The organism is Agromyces sp. NPDC029043, assembly GCF_055564615.1.
The window spans coordinates 129,033-146,047 of record NZ_JBVHVX010000004.1; the positions used below are offsets into that span (position 1 = coordinate 129,033).

Below are 17,015 nucleotides of genomic sequence, written 5' to 3' on the forward strand. Positions count from 1 at the left end.
CCGCGGGCGGGAACTACGGGATCGGCGGCGAGGGCGGCGGTGCGCCGAACGCCTCGACGATCGGCCGGAACTTCATCGCGGTCTCGGCGAGCTCGTCGGCCGGCACCGAGTCGTGGACGATGCCGCAACCGGCATACGCCCGGACCGTGCCATCCGGCGACACCTGCGCGCAGCGCAGCGCGATCGCCCACTCGCCGTCGCCGTCGGCGTCGATCCAGCCGACGGGGCCCGCGTAACGACCGCGATCGAACCCCTCGAGCTCGGCGATCGCACGCAACGCGACCTCGCGCGGCGTACCGGCGACGGCCGCGGTCGGGTGCACCGCGGCGACCAGGTCGAGCGAGCTCGAGCCGTCGCCGAGCGTGCCCTTGAGGTCGGTCGCGAGGTGCCACAGGTTCGGCAGCTGCAGCGTGAACGGCTCGGGGCTCGCGTCGAGCCGCGCGGTGTGGGGGGCGAGTGTCGCGACGGCGCTCTCGACCGCGAGGGCGTGCTCGGCGAGGTCCTTGTGCGACGCCGCGAGGCGGGCGGCCTGGGCGCGGTCGGATGTCGCGTCGCGACCGCGCGACGCGGTGCCGGCGAGCACGCGGGCCGACACGGTTCCGTGGTCGACCCGCACGAGCGTCTCGGGGCTCGCGCCGATCAGACCGTCGACCGCGAACACCCAGGTGTCGGGGTAGTCGTCGGCGAGCTTGGCGAGCGCGGCGCGCAGCCCCGCATCTTCGTGGAGCTCGCCGACGATCTCGCGCGCGAGCACGACCTTCTCGAAGAGCCCGGCGTCGATGCGGCGCACCGCCTCGCCGACGGCGGCGGTGTATGTCTCGGGCGGCATGGCGCCCGAGTCGAAGCGCACGCGGGGCACGTCGCGCTTCGGGGCGGGCTCGGGCAGCTCGACAGGCGGGGCCGGGGCGGCCGAGGTCGCGTCGAGCAGCTCGATGCGCGTGACCCACGCGCGTCCGTCGCGCCGGCCCAGCACGATCTCGGGCACGACGAGCACGCTCGTCGCGGCCGATTCGTCGGCGAAGGCGATCGCGCCGAACGCGACGAGCCCGCTGCCGGGCAGTCCCACGCGGTCGTCGACATCGGCGGCGGCGGCGAGCCGACGCCATCCGTCGGCCGCACGCGCGACGCGGTCGGGCCCGGCCGTCTCGATGCGCAGCACCTCGCCGAGGCCGATGATGCCCTCGCCGCGACGCATCCAGAGCAGCGGATGACGCGGATCGAGGCGAGGCACGAGCGGCGCCGTCTCGTCGACCGGGACGGTGCGGACGCGCAGCTTCGTATCGGCGGCCGGCGGCGCCGCGGCATCCGTTCGCGTCACCGGACCAGCCTACGCCGGGCCGGCATCACGGCTCACGCAGCGACGACGTCGACTCCGCGCCAGAACGCGACACGGTCGCGGATCTCCTCGGCGGCCGCCGAGGGCTGGGGGTAGTACCAGGCGGCGTTCGGGTTGCGCTGCCCGTCGACCTCGACGTGGAAGTAGCTGGCGGTGCCCTTCCAGTGGCACACGCTGCGGTTCTCGCTGTCGGCGAAGTACTCGGGCCGGATAGCCTCGCGCGGGAAGTAGTGGTTGCCCTCAACGACGACCGTGTCGTCGGACTCCGCGATGACCGTGCCGTTCCAGATCGCCTTCATGCCCATGTCGTTGCCATTCCTCTCGTGTCATCCTCAGTCAACGTGCCGAGCGCCCGGTTCCATCCCTTTGCATGGGTTTTCACAGGTTTCCGGCAGGTGATGCCCAACTCGGCAAGTCCGGCGCTCACCGCCGTCGCCCAGCGGCCGACCGTAGACTCGCAGCATGACGCGGGCAGACCTCGGCAAGGACCCGCGCGACGTCTCGGCGATGTTCGACCGGGTCGCCGCGCGCTACGACCGCACCAACACGGTGCTCTCGGTCGGTAACGCGACGTTGTGGCGCGCCGCGACCACCAAGGCGGTCGCGCCGAAGCGGGGCGAGAAGATCCTGGATGTCGCGGCCGGCACCGGCACGTCGAGCGCGAGCCTCGCGAAGTCGGGCGCGAGCGTCGTGGCCGCCGACTTCTCGCCGGGCATGATCGAGGAGGGTCGGCGCCGGCAGGCGCACGTGCAGAATCTCGTATTCGTCGAGGCCGACGCGATGGCGCTGCCGTTCGGCGACGACGAGTTCGACGCGGTGACGATCTCGTTCGGCCTGCGCAACGTGAAGGAACCGAAGGTCGCGCTCGCCGAGTTCCTGCGGGTCACGAAGCCGGGCGGGCGCCTCGTCGTGTGCGAGTTCTCGCATCCGCCCGTCGGCATCGTCCGCGCGGGCTACGACTTCTACCAGAAGGTCGTGATGCCGCCGCTCGTCAAGCTGTCGAGCTCGAACGACGACGCGTACGAGTACCTCAACGAGTCGATCAACGCCTGGCCCGACCAGCCCACGCTCGCGGGCTGGATCCGCGAGACCGGGTGGTCGGATGTCGCGTGGCGCAACCTCACGGCCGGCATCGTCGCACTCCACCGCGGGCGCAAGCCGGCGACCGCGGCGGCCGCGTAGGGCGCGAAGCGCCCATATCGGGACCCGCCACGACGGAGTGCGAGCCGGTCCGCGTTCGACAAGCTCGCAGCATCCGCTCGGCTGGCTCTCGGTAGGCTGGGCGACGTGAATCCGAGCCATCCGGTCGTCCGACGTGGGTCGACACTCGCCGCCAACCTCGGCCTCAGCGAGCGGGTGTTCGCCTCCTCGGCCGACCGGGCGATGGCGAGGGCGATCGACGCCGGGCTCGAGCGCGTCGAGTCGGGCCTGGTCGACGAGGTCCACTTCGCCGACACGATCGCCGATGTCGCGGGCCGCTACCTGCTCGAGGCGGGCGGCAAGCGCGTCCGCCCCATGCTGACGCTGCTCACGTCCCAGCTCGGCGCCGGCGTCACCGACGATGTCGTGACCGCGGCGATGGCGATCGAGATCACCCATCTCGGCTCGCTGTACCACGACGACGTGATGGACGATTCCGACCGGCGTCGCGGCGTGCCATCCGCCCAGACGGTGTGGGGCAACTCGGTCGCGATCCTCACGGGAGACCTCCTGTTCGCCCGCGCGAGCCAGCTCATGGCCAAGCTGGGGGAGCGCGCCATCCGCATGCAGGCCGACACCTTCGAGCGGCTGGTGCTCGGCCAGCTCAACGAGACCGTCGGGCCCGACCCCGACGAAGACCCGATCGCGCACTACATCCAGGTGCTCGCCGACAAGACCGGTTCGCTCATCGCGGCGGCTGCGCAGTCGGGCATCGTGTTCTCGAACGCCGACTCCGCGCTCGAGGCGCCGATCATCGCGTTCGGCGAGAAGATCGGCGTCGCGTTCCAGCTCATCGACGACGTCATCGACCTGTCGCCGCAGCCGGAAGAGACCGGCAAGGTGCCCGGCACCGACCTGCGCGCGGGCGTCGTCACCCTGCCGCTGCTGCGCCTCGAAGAGCTGGCGAAGACGGATGCCGCGTCGGCCGACCTGCTCGAACGGATCCGTCGCGATGTGCTGCCGACGCCGGCCGCCGAGGCGGGCGACCCGCTCGACACGAACACGCTCGCGTCTCGCATCGTGCCGTCGCGCGCGACCGTCGACGGCCTCGTCGCCGAGCTGCGCGAGCACGAGGCGACGCGCGCGACGCTCCTCGAGGCGCACCGCTGGGCGCGCGAGGCCGTCGCGGCGCTCGCGCCCGTGCCCGAGGGCAGCGTGAAGAAGGCGCTGACCCGCTTCGCCGACACCATCGTGGAGCGCTCGAGTTGAGCGCGCTCCCGTCCAGTACGGAAGGACCCCTGCCGGTGACGAGGAACAAGCTGCGACTGGCGATCGTGGGCGCCGGGCCCGCGGGCATCTACGCCGCCGACATCCTGCTGAAAGCCGAGCGGCACTTCGACGTGTCGATCGACCTGTTCGACCACCTGCCCGCGCCGTACGGCCTGGTGCGCTACGGCGTCGCCCCCGACCATCCGCGCATCAAGGGCATCATCACGGCCCTCCGCGAGGTGCTCGACCGCGGCGACATCCGCATCTTCGGCAACGTGCGGTTCGGTTCCGACATCACCCTCGAGGACCTCAAGAAGCACTACAACGCCGTGATCTTCGCGACCGGCGCGGTGCGCGACGCGTCGCTGAACATCCCGGGCATCGACCTGCAGGGGTCGTACGGCGCGGCCGACTTCGTCAGCTGGTACGACGGCCACCCCGACTACCCGCGCGAGTGGCCGCTCGAGGCGCAGTCGGTCGGCGTGATCGGCAACGGCAACGTCGCGCTCGACGCCGCGCGCATGCTCGCCAAGCACGCCGACGACCTGCTGCCGACCGAGATCCCGGCGAACGTCTACGAAGGGCTCAAGTCGTCGCCCGTCACCGACGTGCACGTCTTCGGCCGTCGCGGCCCGACCTCGGTGAAGTTCACGCCGCTCGAACTGCGCGAGCTCGGCGAGCTGCGCGACGTCGACATGATCGTCTACGACGAGGACTTCGACTACGACGACGCCGCCCGCGCCGCCGTCGCCGGCAACAAGCAGGTCTTCGTGATCGACAAGGTGCTGCAGCAGTGGCGCAAGCGCGAAACCGGACAGGCCTCGCGCCGACTGCACCTGCACTTCTTCGCCAAGCCGCTCGAGATCGTCGACGACGGCACCGGCCGGGTCGGCGCCATCCGGTACGAGCGCACGGCCCCCGACGGCGAGGGCGGGGTCGTCGGCACCGGCGAGATCCGCGAGATCCCGATCCAGGCGCTCTACCGGGCGGTCGGCTACTACGGTTCGCCGCTGCCCGGCATCCCGTTCGACCGCGAGCTCGGCGTCATCCCGAACCACGAGGGCCAGGTGCTGATCAGCGACCCCGAAACCGGACACTCGCGGCAGATGTACGGCGTGTACGCGACCGGCTGGATCAAGCGGGGCCCGGTCGGGCTCATCGGGCACACGAAGTCCGACGCGATGGAGACGATCAAGCACGTCATCAACGACCTCGGCAACTGGTGGCGGCCCGAGTCGCCGTCCGAGGAGTCGGTGATCGAGATGCTCGAGTCCCGCGGTATCCGCTGGACCGACCTCGACGGATGGCACCGCCTCGACGAGCACGAGCAGGCCCTCGGCAGCGCCGAGGAGCGTGCCCGCGTCAAGGTCGTGCCCCGCGACGAGATGGTCTCGATCTCCCGCGCCGAGCTCTGACAACTGTCAACCCCGAAGCATCCGCCGCCACCCCGGCCTAACGTGGCCGGATGAACTCACCCGCGCAGGACTCCGACGCCCAGGAAGCCCGCCAGCCGACCGTCGCCGACGCGATCGTGGCCCGGCTGGTCGAGTGGGGCGTCGACCGCATCTTCGGCTACGGCGGCGACGGCATCAACGGCGTCATGCTGGCGCTGCGGCGATCGCCGGATGCGCCCGAGTTCGTGCAGGCGCGGCACGAGGAGACGGCCGCGTTCATGGCGGTCGCACATGCGAAGTACACGGGCCGGGTCGGCGTGGTGGCCGCGACGCAGGGGCCCGGCGCCATCCACCTGCTGAACGGGCTGTACGACGCCAAGCTCGACGGGGTGCCCGTGGTCGCGATCGTCGGCCAGCAGGTGCGGACGGTGCTCGGCACCGAGTACCAGCAGGAGGTCGACCTGCTGCGCCTGTTCGCGGATGTCGCGGCGCAGTACGCGACCATGGTCGTGTCACCCGAGCAGGTGCCGGCCGCGATCGACCAGGCGGTGCGCACCGCGCTCGCGACGCGCTCGCCGACGGTCGTGATCGTGCCGCATGACGTGCAGGACGAGCCGGCCGCCGAGCCCGCGGCCGAGCACGGACACCTCACGACGGCGGTCGGCTACCGCTCGCCGCGCGTCCTGCCAGACCCCGGCGAGCTCGAGCGCGCCGCGGCGCTGCTCGCCGAGGCGAAGCGGCCGGTCGTTCTCGTCGGGCAGGGCGCTCGTCGCAGCATCGACGACGTAATCGCGATCGCGGAACGCCTGGGCGCCGCGGTGGTCACGAGCCTGCTCGGCAAGCCGCTCGTCGACGAGTCGCTGCCGTTCGCCGCCGGCACGATGGGGCATCTCGGCACGACCGCGAGCGCCCGGGTGATGGCCGAGTGCGACACGCTGCTCATCGTCGGCTCGAGCGATCCGTGGACGGAGTTCTACCCCGCGCCGGGTCAGGCGCGCGCGGTGCAGATCGACCTCGACGGGCGCGCGATCGGCCGTCGGTACCCCGTCGAGGTCGGGCTGGTGGGCGATGCCGGCGAGACCCTCCGGTTGCTGGCGGTGCGGATGCATCGGACGGAGGTCGACGGATGGCGGCAGCGGGTCGCCGAGCACGTGCGCGACTGGCGGCGCATCGCGGACGCGCGCGCCGAGACATCCGCTGACCCGGTGAACCCCGAGTTCGCGGTGCGCGCACTGAACCAGCACCTGCCCGATGACGCGCTCGTCGCGCTCGATGTCGGCAGCGTCGTCTACTGGTACGCGCGGCAGCTGCGCCTGCCCCAGAACGCCGATGCGCATCTCTGCAGCACGCTCGCGAGCATGGGATGCGGCGTCCCGTACGGGATCGCGGCGAAGCTCGCGTTCCCCGGCCGGCCGGCGGTGGTGCTCGCGGGCGACGGCGGGATGCAGATGACCGGGATCGCCGAGCTCGTGACCGTCGCCGACCGGTGGACGTCGTGGGACGACCCGCGTTTCGTGGTGCTCGTGCTCGACAACGGCGACCTCGCCGAGGTCTCGTGGGAGCAGCGCGAGGTCGAGGGCGAGCCGCGCTTCGCGACCAGCCAGCGGCTGCCGCGGTTCCCGTACGCGCGGTACGCGGAGCTGCTCGGCCTGCGGGGTGAGATCGTCGACACGCCGTCCGATGTGGATGGCGCGTGGCAGCGCGCGTTCGCGGCGGACCGGCCGACCGTGATCCAGCTCGTCAGCGACCGCGATGTTCCACTGCTGCCGCCGCTGCCGCAGGCGCGCGAGGCGCGCGAAACGATGCGCGCCGGGCTCGAGGCGGAGGGCGCCGCGCACGCGCTGGCCCTGTACGACGAGTACGTGCGCATCGAGGGCGAGCCGCCTCGGTCAGCGAAGCATGCGTGACGCCGCCCCGAACGGGGGATGGAGCGAACGCTAGGTGGTGATGTTGACTGACGCGATGCCGACTGGACTTCCGCACGCCGACCCGATTCGGCGTGCGCTGGCTTTCGGCTGACCCGAACCGTTACACAAGGAACCTCATAGATGACCGAGCTCCTGCGCCCGCCCACCCGCCCGGAGCGGATGCAGCGCGTCCTTAGATCAGAGCGGTTTCGCTGGGGGCTCACGATCGCACTTCTTGCCATGCTGGCAGCGGTGCGGTCGGGCTTTCCGTCCGAGCGTGACCAGTATTGGTCGGCGCGGGCAGGGATGGAGCAACTCGCAGGATCATCGATTGCGCGGGCAGATACGTGGAGCTGGTCCGCCGAGGGCACGTGGTACCCGAATTCCCCCGCCTGGAATGTCGTGCTGGGCGCGAGCTGGCAAGGTTTTGGGTACTGGGGGCTGTTCTGGGTCGCGCTCGTCGCGCTGTCCGTTCTCCTCGCATGCGCTGCCATTGCATCCCGGATCGCGGGCGCCCGCGCGCTGCCTACGCTCATCGCGTTCGCGCCCGTGCTGCTCGTCGCGTCGGCAGCGCTCTCCGCGCGAGCGACGGTCGTCGTTCAGGCATCGCTCCTCGCAGCTGCCCTTTTCGCTTGGTGGTGGGGCGGCGTTGGCACGCGACGAAGCACGTTGAACGGCACCGCCACTGTCGCCGTGGCCGGTTTCGCCTTCTCCTTCGTCGGGAACTGGGTGCACCTTTCGTACATGCTGCTCGCTGGCGCCGTCGCGCTGATGTGGGCCGTCGCCTGGTGGCTGTCACCTGGGTTGAGCTCTCTGCAGCGGATCGCGTTCACCGCCGCGGGTGGCATTGGGCTACTCGGAGGTTGCCTTTTGTCGCCCTATGGCGTGGCCCTGACAATGGAGCGTTCCCGAATCGTCGGCGAGATCTGCCGTGGCCTCATCATCGAGTGGACCTCTGTTCTCACCGCAATCCATCTTGGGGAACTCCGCTGGATCCCTGTCGCGGCCGTGGCGGTAACGGTAGCGCTCGGGACGGCATACTGGGTCATTGGGCTCGTGCGACGTGGCGACCGCTTCGCTCCTCGCAGTCGACTCGTTGTGCCACTGGCCATGATCGGGGTGCCCGTCACACTCGCGGGCATCTTCGCCATCCGCTTCCTCGCGGTCGGTCTGCTCCTTCTCCTGCCCGTCATCGCAGCCGCGAGCACGGCCCTCGTTGACGTCATCCACGAACGACAGCGTCTCGGGGGAAGACTCGCGCGTCCAAAACTCGTCGAGTATGCCTCGGGTCATTTCTGGGCAGTGGTGTTCATCGGGATTGCAGCGGTCCTGCTTCCACTTGCGATCATCGCCACCGCCAAGGGTGCGAAGCCGGCGGAAGCTCGGATTGCGGAGCTCCTTCCGGCGCGCTGCTCGCTCTTTTCGGACGCTGCGACGGCAGGGCCGATCATCCTCGCACGTCCCGACGTGAAGGTGTGGCTCGATGGACGGGCGGATTTCTACGGCCGTGAGCACTTGATCGAGGCGAATCGAATCTTCGCAGCCGCCGACCCCGTGCCGGCGGGCGCGGACTGCGTCGTGCTCCCGTTGTCAACCGGCACGGGGGTCGCCTTTCCCGCCATCGCTGCTCTTGACAACGATCCTGAGTGGCAACGCGACGCAGTTCTCGATGGCTACGCCCTGTGGACGCGTCGCTGATCGCCGCGACTGGCCCGATACGCTGCTCCCCATGCCTACCGCGCTCGCGCTTGCACTCGCTGCCGCGTTCGTCGGAGCGATTCTCGGAGCATGGCCGCTTGCGGCGTGGGCTGACGGCTCGATTCACCGCCTGGCGACGTCGCGAATGCCGCTTCGCCGGCTCCGGCTCTGGTCGGCTCTCGCGACCTCCGTCTGTTTCGGAGTCCTCGCCTGGCGTCTGGGCATCGTTCCCGTGCTTCCGGCGGTGCTCGCGCTCGCGGCCGCCGGAGTGGTCCTGTCGATCGTGGATCTCACCGAGCATCGGCTGCCGAATGCCGTGGTGGGCTCCACGACAGCAGCGACCGTCGTGCTGCTCGTCGTCGCCTCGGCCGTAACCGAGGAATGGGCGCGACTCGGATGGGCGCTCGCCGGGGCGCTGGCCATGGCTGCCTTCTACTTGGCACTGGCGGTCGTCTCCCCACGTTCCATGGGGATGGGCGATGTCAAGCTCGCCGTTCCCCTCGGAGGGCTTCTCGGTTGGTTCGGCTTCAACGCCTGGGTCGCCGGGCTTCTCGGCGCATTCGTCGTGGGCGGAATCGTCGCGATGGTCGCGCTCATTTTGCGACGCGTCACGATTCGCGGTTCCCTCCCTTTCGGGCCGTCGATGCTCATTGGGGCTCTACTTGCTGTGGTGACGCTTGCACCGAGCGCCGTATAGAGCGGTGTGGGTTTCCAATTCCTCACGGCATGAATGGCGCAGAATACCGAGCGTGAGGTGGATTGGCGGTTGAAGCGGCGGCGTGTTTCCCCCCAGTTCGGGTGAGCCCCGAAGGGGGGATTGGTCGTCGGGTGAGCAGAGTCGATACCGTCAGCTCGAAGTGCGAACCTCCACATGCCCGCCGCCGGGTTGGATCGCCCGAAAAGGAGGGTCGACGTGATCGGCGGGAGAGCGCTCGCGGACTATAGCAGTCCTCGGATAACGAGATGGTCTCATTGCCCGGCGCCTGCACCCCCATTCGTAGGGAACCCCGAACTGGGGCGTATCCCGCCAGAAGGACGCCCGGCTACGTTCATGAAACCGCTTGCGCGTGTAGGCGGTCCCCAACTCAGTTAGACCCGAAGGGTGCCCATCATGCTCAAGCTCATCACGCAGGCGCAGGCCCGCATCAACTCGCTCAAGGACGAAGAGACCGGCGCCACCGCGACCGAGTACGCGCTCATCATCGGCGTCGCCTCGATCGCCATCGTCGCCGCGCTCGCGCTCATCGCGCCCGCGATCAGCTCCTTCGTTCAGACCGACATCGTCAGCAAGCTCTAGTCGCAGCGCTGCGACGACGTCTGCAGAGTCGCTTCGGCCGCGCCCACCCAGGCGCGGCCGAAGCGTACATATGATCGGAGAGCCCGATGACCCGGCATCGGAAGGAAGACGGCGCTGCTGCCGTCGAATTCGCACTCGTCGTGCCAGTGCTGCTCGTGATCATGCTCGCGATTATCGACCTCGGCTGGGTGTTCAATCAGCAGCTGCGCGTGACTGCGGCCGCCCGAGAGGCGGCTCGAATCATGGCTGTGCATCACGATGATCCGAATGCGAGCACGACCGCGCGGAGCAGGGTTACCGAGGTGGCCGGCTCTTCCACGGTCAGCTTCCCGTCAGTGTGCGGACCAGCTCCCGATGACCAGGTCACGGTGGTCGTGAGTCAGCCGATGGGTGACCTCACGGGGTGGCTTACGGCGCTCGCGCCGAACACGATGGAGGGTCGGGGGAGTATGCGATGCGGTGGTTGAACCGACCCAAACGGGATGAGCGAGGTGCCGTCGCAATTTGGGTGGCGGTTTCGGCTGTGCCACTGCTGGCCGTCGCGGCGCTCGGTGCCGACGTCGGAATGCTCTACTGGGAGAAGGGCCAGCTCCAGAATGGCGCGGATGCGGCCGCGTTGGCTGTCGCACAGAACTGCGGTAGTGACCCGGCGAACTGCACCGGTGAGGCGAACAGCGTCGCGGCCAACTTCGCAGGAACGAATGCGAACGACACCACAGCCGCCTCCGCGCTTTCCGAGTTCGCGGTGATCGGCAACAGCGGCTCGGTCCGCGTTACGACCTCCACGATCGACGATGGGGACGCCACGATCCGGCACCCGTTCGCGTCGGCATTCCTGCCGGGCGTCTGGGAAACCACCGTCCAGGCGACCGCCAAGGCGGAATGGGGCGTGCCCGTTTCGGGACGCACCATCCCGCTCGCGATCGCCGAGTGCGAGCTCACGGAACGGCTGGCGGGGTACGACTTCGACAACCCCACCCGCATTCTCATCAGGAATGATACGAACGCGTCGTGCCCTGGCGGAGGACCAGGGGGTTTCGGTTGGCTTGCAGACGCCGATTGCTCCGTCCAAGTCGCTGACGATGCGATCGTTATCGGCACGACGGGAAACAATGAGGTCGGCACCGGGTGCCCGGCTGGCTTCGCGGAAGATCTCCTCGGCGAAACGGTACTGGTCCCGCTATACGACTTCGCACAGGGCACAGGAAGCAACCCGAACGACCCTGTCCGCTACACCATCTCCCGGTTCGCCGCCTTCACTATCACGGGCGTGAAGACTCGAGGCGGAACAGAGATCTATCTCAACGGACAGGCGCTTCCGCCCACCTTCACTGGAAACGCTCGAGGCATCCAAGGCTATTTCGTTCGTTATGTCGAACTCGGCGAGGCGTTCGAGGTCGGCAACGGACCGAACTACGGCTTGATGGTCGTGCGACTCACCGAATAGTTATCGAAACATGCCTGCGATCTACCCGCAGTTAGGAACCACCTCATGAAGACCCGCATCATCGGCGCAATCGTTGCCCTGCTCTTGGCGGTGGCCGGGGCTTTCGTCCTGGTGAACTACGTGACCGGCGCTGACGCGAGAGCAGCCGACGGAGCCGAACTCGAGGATGTCTACATCGTCGAGACCGAGATCCCTCAGGGTACCGAGGGTGAGCGCATCGGGGAGTTCGTGACGGTGGATCAGCTCCCCGCACGAAACCTCAACGAGGATCGGGTGACTGATCTGGAGTCGCTTGTCGGTCTCGTCGCGCTCGATCCCGTCCTTCCCGGAGAGCAACTGCTCGCCTCGCGCTTCGCGGAGCCCGCAGTCCTCGCTGCACAGGGGGAGATCCCCGTGCCCCAGGGGCTGCAGGAGGTGACGGTCCCGCTTTCCGTGCAGCGCGTCGTGGGCGGCGAGGTACGGCCAGGCGCCACGGTCGGCGTGGTTTACACGACGGCGACCCGGAGCCCATCGGCCACCGAGAGTCTCGCCATCACACAGTTCATGTTCCATCGAATGCTCGTCACTCGCGTGACGCCGGGAAGCACGGTGACGGTCGGCGAGAATGAGTCGACATCGACCGAAGTCAGCACAGTGATGGTGACCTTCGCCGCGACGACGGCCGAGATCGAGAAGCTCGTCTATGCGGCTGAGCAACAGGAGGATGGAAACGGCGGCATCTGGCTGACGCTCGAGCCGGAGTCCGCGGACCCCAACGGATCTGTCTCCCGCAGCGGCGAGAACATCTTCGGGTGACGTCATGACGCCATTCCTGCTGGTAAGCAGATCGACCGACTACCAGGCTCGGGTACGTGAGCTGCTTGGCTCCCGTCTCAGCGTGATCACAGGCGAATTCCTGAGCTTCGGCACAGAGTTCGTGCTCGATATGGTGAACGAGGTTCCGCGGATCGCGTTGCTTGGGCCGGTGCTGAATTTCGAGGAAACGCGGGAGCTCGCCCGCGGGCTGGTCGAGCGCCACCCCGATGTCGGCCTCATCGTCGTGCGCGAGCAGCGAGCCGACCTTGAGGACTGGGTCGACGAACTCTCCATTCACGCTGTGCTGAGCCCGCTCGCGAGCGATCAAGTAACTACAGAACTTTTCGATCGGCTCGCCGATTGGCTTGTTGCGAATGGTCGCGCGGAGCGGGCCGACTTCGATATCCCGCTATCTGAGGAAACGGATCTCCAGTCGAATTCGGGCGTTGTCGAATCCGGGCCGGATGTCGACACAATGCTCGACGCCTCCAGTGAGAGCGTCGCGTCGGATCGCCAAGAGGATTCTTCCGGGGAGGCCGAGCCCGAGCCCGAAGGGGAGAGCGACACCTCGAGCAGCGAGCCCGAGTGGCTCTTTCCGCCGCTGCCTCCCGGGGAGCGGAGCGAGGCGATCGCCGTCGTCGCCCCGAAGGGCGGCCAGGGCAAGTCGACGCTTGCCATCAATCTGGCTACAGGTCTCGCAGGCGTCACTCCGAACTCAGTCGTCCTCGTGGACGCGGACTTGCAGTTCGGTGACGTCAGCGTTGCACTCGCCCTTGAGCCGACGCACACGATCGTGGATGCCGTCGCACCTGAGGCCGCAGACGAGCTGGTCCTGAAGACGACGCTCACGCATCACTCCGCCGGGTTCTTCGTCGTGGCAAGCGCGCCCTCTCCCGAACTCGGCGACGGGGTCGAGCCCCACGACGTAAGTCGTCTCATTGAACGCCTCCGGGGCGTGTTCCGTTACGTGATCGTCGACACCACCCCCGGGCTCGGCGAGCACACGCTCAACGTGCTCGAGCATGTCACCGACGCTGTATTCGTCACCAACATGGCGGTCGCAAGTCTTCGAGCGCTTCGCGCCGAGCTGTCCCTACTGGCCACGCTGGGGTTGATGCCTGCGAACCGACACGTCGTGCTGAACTTCAGTGACCGGATGGCGGGCCTCACGGTGAAGGACGCTGCGGCGATCATCGGTGCACCGATCGATGTCGAGGTGCCGCGATCACCCTCTGTCGTGCTCGCGAGCAATCGCGGCCGACCTCTGATCCATGACGATCCTCGCGACCCCGCCGCGCGGGCCCTACGCGAGATCATCGCCAGGATCGCTCGGGACGAGCTTCCGAAGCGTTCCCGAACCACACGAAGGAGGCGAGTCCTTGAGCCTCAATGATCGACTCAGGGCCATCCGCACGTCTACGTCGACGGGTACCGAGCATCCGCCGGTGCTGGAGCCGTCGATGCCGCTCGAGCTGCATCCTCCAGTTGAGCAGCCGCGGCTCTTCCAACCTGATGATGACGGGCATCCGGCGCTCATCTTGACTTCGTCGACCGATGTGCCCGCGGCAACGTTGCTGGCCGACCGGCCGCGAACCGAATCCGTTTCCACGTTCGATGCCCTTGCGCCGGTGAAAGAGAAGGCGGCTGAGGAGCTGTTCGGTCGCATCGGCGCCCGGCTGAATGACCCCAGCCTCACCGAGGAACAGCTCCACGACATCGCCCGGGCGGAGCTTGCCGAGATCGTCGCGGGTGAGCAGCTCGCGTTGACTACTGCCGAGCGAAACCGCCTAATCGACGAGATTGGGGCTGATGTCCTCGGCTACGGCCCGCTCGAGCCGCTCTTGGCGGACACGTCAGTGACCGAGATCATGGTGAACCGCCACGACCAGATCTACATCGAGCGCAATGGACGTCTCTTCGAATCGGCTTTGCGCTTCACGAGCGAGGCACAGCTGCGGCGTGTGATCGAACGGATTGTGGCGAAGGTCGGCCGACGCATCGACGAGTCATCGCCGCTGGTCGATGCTCGGCTCGAAGACGGCTCCCGCGTCAACGCTGTGATCCCGCCGCTCGCGGTCAATGGCGCATCGTTGACGATTCGGAAGTTCGCGAGCACGCCGTTCACTGTCGAGGATCTCGTCGGCTTCGGAACCCTCACGCGCGAGTCCGCGACGGTTCTCGACGCCGCCGTCCGAGCGAAGCTGAACATCTTGGTGTCCGGCGGTACGGGTACCGGTAAGACCACGTTGCTCAACGTTCTCTCCGCTTTCATCCCCGCCGACGAGCGCATCATCACGATCGAGGATGCCGTCGAACTCCAGTTGCAGCAGAACCACGTCGTGCGCCTCGAGTCCCGACCGCCCAACATCGAAGGTCGAGGTGAGATCAGTATCCGCGACCTCGTCCGCAACTCACTACGCATGCGCCCGGACCGTATCGTCGTCGGCGAGGTCCGCGGTGCAGAGAGCCTCGACATGCTACAAGCGATGAACACCGGTCATGAGGGATCCATCTCGACCGTGCACGCGAATTCCCCGCGCGACGCCGTATCGCGCATGGAGACTCTGGTGCTCATGGCGGGAATGGATCTGCCGCTTCGCGCGATCCGCGAGCAGATCGCTTCCGCCATCGACATCATCGTGCAGATTGGGCGCCATAAGGACGGAGTACGTCGCGTCACCCATGTCACCGAGGTGCATGGCATGGAGGGTGACATCATCACGCTTCAGGACGCGTTCTCGTTCGACTATGGTCGGGGCTTCGATTCGGAAGGTCGGCTGCTCGGTCGTCTCGAGCCGACGGGCGTCCGGCCGCGATTCGCAGAACGCATCGCCGACCACGGCATCCAACTTCCCATGTCGCTGTTCCACCTTCCACGCACGGGGCTCATCGGGGAGATACTGTGACGCCACTGCTCCTCATCGCCGGCATGGTTGTGAGCCTGCTCGCAGCTCTGGTGGTCGTCTTTTTCGTAATTGCGCCGCCGGCTCCGCGCATCGCCGCAGACCGTCGCACTGCACCCGGTGTGGAGCGCATTTCGTTTCTGCGTCACGCATCCAATCGTGCGACCGGGGCGGTCGACGAGGCGTTTGCGAAGGGTCGCGCTCGGCTCTTCGGCGAACAGGAACTCGAACTGGCGGGTATCAAGGCGACTCCCTCCCAGTTCGCCATCTATGTTGCGTCGGCGGCCTGCGTGCTCGCGCTCTTCGGTGCGGTACTGGGCCTGCTCAACGGATCGGCAGTGTTGCTCGCTCTGCTATTCGCGATTCTCGCGCCAGTCGTTGCCAAGATCGTTCTCATCGTCCGAACGAGCTCGCGCCGCGCGAAGTTCGCGGATCAGATCGATGACACTGTACAGCTCCTCGCAGGCGGACTTCGCGCCGGGCACGGATTCTCACGCACCGTCGCGGCGGTCGCCGCTGAAGCAGATGCACCGATGGGTGAGGAACTGGCGCGCGTGGTGAACGAGGCCCGACTCGGGCGGCCGCTTCCTCAGGCCCTCACCGTCGTGGCCCAGCGGATGCGCAGCGTCGACTTCGAATGGGTCGCCCAAGCGGTGGCGATCAACGCCGAGACGGGCGGCAACCTCGCAGAGGTGTTGGACCAGGTCGGCCGTACCATCCGCGAGCGCAACGAGATCCGGCGCCAAGTTCGGGCATTGAGTGCCGAAGGCAGACTGTCCGGCATCATTCTCATCGCCTTGCCCGTCTTCGTGTTCTTCGCTCTGATGTTCCTTCAGCCGGCGTACGTTTCCGTCTTTTTCACGAACATCATCGGCACCATTGCGCTCGTCGTGGCGTTCCTTCTGCTTATCGTCGGCAGCCTCTGGATGAATGCAGCCGTGAAAGTGAAGTTCTGATGCAAGCTTCGACGGTCATCGTCTGGGTAGGAATTGCCGCCACCGTCCTCGGCGCCGCAGCTTTCGTGTTCCTGCTGTTTCCGGGACGGCGAACGACAACAGACGAGTCTGTCGAGGTTGGGGGCGTGGTAGTCCAGCAACCTTCGAACGGTCGCTCGCTTGTCGCTGCCGCACCGCAGGGCTATATCGGGTGGCTCGACCGTCAGATCGTCCTTGCCGGCCGCCCTCCGGCAGTGACCGTGGGAAGCATTCTGAAATGGAAGGTCCTTCTCGGCCTCGGCGGCGCGTTGATCGGCACTCTCGTCGTCCTCGCTGACGCTCATCCCCTGCGAATCCTGCTCGCGATGGCCGGCACCCTGATGCTGTTCTTCGTACCGGATGTCCGCATCAACAGCCGGGCGCATGATCGTCAGGAGAAGATCGGGCGGGCTCTCCCCGACACGCTCGATCAGATGACGATCGCGGTCGAGGCGGGCCTCGGTTTCGACGCCGCAATGGCGAAGGCCGCACGGGGAGGGGATGGGCCACTTGCCGAGGAACTCGTTCGTGTGCTGCAGGACATGAGTCTTGGCCGCACTCGGCGCGATTCATTCCACGAGCTCGAGCAACGGACGAATGTCGAGGAGTTGCGCCGATTCGTGCGCGCCGTCGTTCAAGCCGACGCCTACGGCATTGCAATCGGTGACGTACTGCGAGTGCAGGCGAGTGAGATGCGCCTGAAGCGACGGCAGCGCGCCGAGGAACAGGCGCAGAAGATCGCGGTGAAGATCATTTTCCCTCTCGTGTTCTGCCTGCTTCCCGTCCTCTTCATCGTCGTCCTGACACCGGCCATCCTCGATATCGTGGGCACGCTCTTTCTGAGCTGAAGCTGGG

Annotated in this window: 16 protein-coding genes; 14 read left to right on the forward strand and 2 right to left on the reverse strand. The window is 67.5% G+C overall.

Annotated elements, in window-relative coordinates; translation table 11 throughout:
- Positions 1-13: 13 nt before the first annotated feature.
- Together ACZ4TW_RS07415 and ACZ4TW_RS07420 are read right to left on the reverse strand one after the other, a co-directional pair.
- On the reverse strand, positions 14-1,318 hold the full coding sequence (locus ACZ4TW_RS07415; RefSeq protein WP_465541629.1) for an isochorismate synthase: 1,305 nt from the start codon (positions 1,316-1,318) through the stop codon (positions 14-16).
- A 32-nt stretch (positions 1,319-1,350) separates the two neighbouring features.
- Positions 1,351-1,641 (reverse strand): DUF427 domain-containing protein, encoded by a 291-nt coding sequence (locus ACZ4TW_RS07420; RefSeq protein WP_465541631.1) that lies wholly within the window; start codon positions 1,639-1,641, stop codon positions 1,351-1,353.
- Between the two features lie 157 nt (positions 1,642-1,798).
- Between ACZ4TW_RS07420 and ACZ4TW_RS07425 the strand changes: the two genes are divergently transcribed.
- The 14 genes from ACZ4TW_RS07425 (at position 1,799) to ACZ4TW_RS07490 (ending at position 17,008) form a co-directional block, all read left to right on the forward strand.
- Positions 1,799-2,518 (forward strand): demethylmenaquinone methyltransferase, encoded by a 720-nt coding sequence (locus ACZ4TW_RS07425; protein ID WP_465541633.1) that lies wholly within the window; start codon positions 1,799-1,801, stop codon positions 2,516-2,518.
- A 105-nt stretch (positions 2,519-2,623) separates the two neighbouring features.
- Entirely contained in the window at positions 2,624-3,745 is a 1,122-nt protein-coding gene (locus tag ACZ4TW_RS07430) for a polyprenyl synthetase family protein (protein ID WP_465541635.1), read from the forward strand.
- A gap of 35 nt (positions 3,746-3,780) precedes the next feature.
- Positions 3,781-5,160: an FAD-dependent oxidoreductase gene (locus ACZ4TW_RS07435; protein ID WP_465541637.1), complete on the forward strand. Its 1,380-nt coding sequence runs from the start codon at positions 3,781-3,783 to the stop codon at positions 5,158-5,160.
- A gap of 50 nt (positions 5,161-5,210) precedes the next feature.
- On the forward strand, positions 5,211-7,046 hold the full coding sequence (locus ACZ4TW_RS07440) for a thiamine pyrophosphate-requiring protein (protein WP_465541638.1): 1,836 nt from the start codon (positions 5,211-5,213) through the stop codon (positions 7,044-7,046).
- Between the two features lie 141 nt (positions 7,047-7,187).
- Positions 7,188-8,744 carry a hypothetical protein gene (locus ACZ4TW_RS07445; RefSeq protein ID WP_465541639.1) on the forward strand — a complete coding sequence of 519 codons (1,557 nt, stop codon included), beginning with the start codon at positions 7,188-7,190 and terminating at the stop codon, positions 8,742-8,744.
- A gap of 31 nt (positions 8,745-8,775) precedes the next feature.
- Complete coding sequence (locus tag ACZ4TW_RS07450) at positions 8,776-9,441, forward strand: prepilin peptidase (protein WP_465541641.1); 666 nt, start codon at positions 8,776-8,778, stop codon at positions 9,439-9,441.
- A gap of 414 nt (positions 9,442-9,855) precedes the next feature.
- Positions 9,856-10,041, forward strand: coding sequence for a hypothetical protein (locus ACZ4TW_RS07455; protein WP_465541643.1), 186 nt, complete (start codon positions 9,856-9,858; stop codon positions 10,039-10,041).
- Between the two features lie 86 nt (positions 10,042-10,127).
- Positions 10,128-10,508 (forward strand): TadE family protein, encoded by a 381-nt coding sequence (locus ACZ4TW_RS07460; RefSeq protein ID WP_465541644.1) that lies wholly within the window; start codon positions 10,128-10,130, stop codon positions 10,506-10,508.
- A complete protein-coding gene (locus tag ACZ4TW_RS07465; RefSeq protein WP_465541646.1) occupies positions 10,496-11,488 on the forward strand; it encodes a pilus assembly protein TadG-related protein in 993 nt (330 codons plus the stop codon). The genes ACZ4TW_RS07460 and ACZ4TW_RS07465 overlap by 13 nt, the downstream gene beginning before the upstream one ends.
- Positions 11,489-11,533: 45 nt before the next feature.
- Positions 11,534-12,283 (forward strand): Flp pilus assembly protein CpaB, encoded by a 750-nt coding sequence (gene cpaB / locus ACZ4TW_RS07470; RefSeq protein ID WP_465541648.1) that lies wholly within the window; start codon positions 11,534-11,536, stop codon positions 12,281-12,283.
- A gap of 4 nt (positions 12,284-12,287) precedes the next feature.
- Entirely contained in the window at positions 12,288-13,676 is a 1,389-nt protein-coding gene (locus tag ACZ4TW_RS07475; protein WP_465541650.1) for an AAA family ATPase, read from the forward strand.
- Positions 13,663-15,189, forward strand: coding sequence for a CpaF family protein (locus ACZ4TW_RS07480; protein WP_465541652.1), 1,527 nt, complete (start codon positions 13,663-13,665; stop codon positions 15,187-15,189). Before ACZ4TW_RS07475 ends, ACZ4TW_RS07480 begins: the two co-directional genes overlap by 14 nt.
- The gene (locus ACZ4TW_RS07485) at positions 15,186-16,142 is read left to right on the forward strand and encodes a type II secretion system F family protein (protein WP_465541654.1); all 957 of its coding nucleotides are present in this window, start codon (positions 15,186-15,188) and stop codon (positions 16,140-16,142) included. The genes ACZ4TW_RS07480 and ACZ4TW_RS07485 overlap by 4 nt, the downstream gene beginning before the upstream one ends.
- Positions 16,142-17,008, forward strand: coding sequence for a type II secretion system F family protein (locus ACZ4TW_RS07490; RefSeq protein WP_465541656.1), 867 nt, complete (start codon positions 16,142-16,144; stop codon positions 17,006-17,008). Before ACZ4TW_RS07485 ends, ACZ4TW_RS07490 begins: the two co-directional genes overlap by 1 nt.
- Positions 17,009-17,015 lie beyond the last annotated feature (7 nt).

What these genes read in the sequence shown, in the direction of transcription:
- ACZ4TW_RS07420 (WP_465541631.1), bottom strand. Translation starts at nt 1,641, where the DNA reads ATGGGCATGAAGGCGATCTGGAACGGCACGGTCATCGCGGAGTCCGAC.
- ACZ4TW_RS07425 (WP_465541633.1), top strand. Translation starts at nt 1,799, where the DNA reads ATGACGCGGGCAGACCTCGGCAAGGACCCGCGCGACGTCTCGGCGATG.
- ACZ4TW_RS07440 (WP_465541638.1), top strand. Translation starts at nt 5,211, where the DNA reads ATGAACTCACCCGCGCAGGACTCCGACGCCCAGGAAGCCCGCCAGCCG.
- ACZ4TW_RS07445 (WP_465541639.1), top strand. Translation starts at nt 7,188, where the DNA reads ATGACCGAGCTCCTGCGCCCGCCCACCCGCCCGGAGCGGATGCAGCGC.
- ACZ4TW_RS07450 (WP_465541641.1), top strand. Translation starts at nt 8,776, where the DNA reads ATGCCTACCGCGCTCGCGCTTGCACTCGCTGCCGCGTTCGTCGGAGCG.
- ACZ4TW_RS07455 (WP_465541643.1), top strand. Translation starts at nt 9,856, where the DNA reads ATGCTCAAGCTCATCACGCAGGCGCAGGCCCGCATCAACTCGCTCAAG.
- ACZ4TW_RS07460 (WP_465541644.1), top strand. Translation starts at nt 10,128, where the DNA reads ATGACCCGGCATCGGAAGGAAGACGGCGCTGCTGCCGTCGAATTCGCA.
- ACZ4TW_RS07465 (WP_465541646.1), top strand. Translation starts at nt 10,496, where the DNA reads ATGCGGTGGTTGAACCGACCCAAACGGGATGAGCGAGGTGCCGTCGCA.
- cpaB (WP_465541648.1), top strand. Translation starts at nt 11,534, where the DNA reads ATGAAGACCCGCATCATCGGCGCAATCGTTGCCCTGCTCTTGGCGGTG.
- ACZ4TW_RS07475 (WP_465541650.1), top strand. Translation starts at nt 12,288, where the DNA reads ATGACGCCATTCCTGCTGGTAAGCAGATCGACCGACTACCAGGCTCGG.
- ACZ4TW_RS07490 (WP_465541656.1), top strand. Translation starts at nt 16,142, where the DNA reads ATGCAAGCTTCGACGGTCATCGTCTGGGTAGGAATTGCCGCCACCGTC.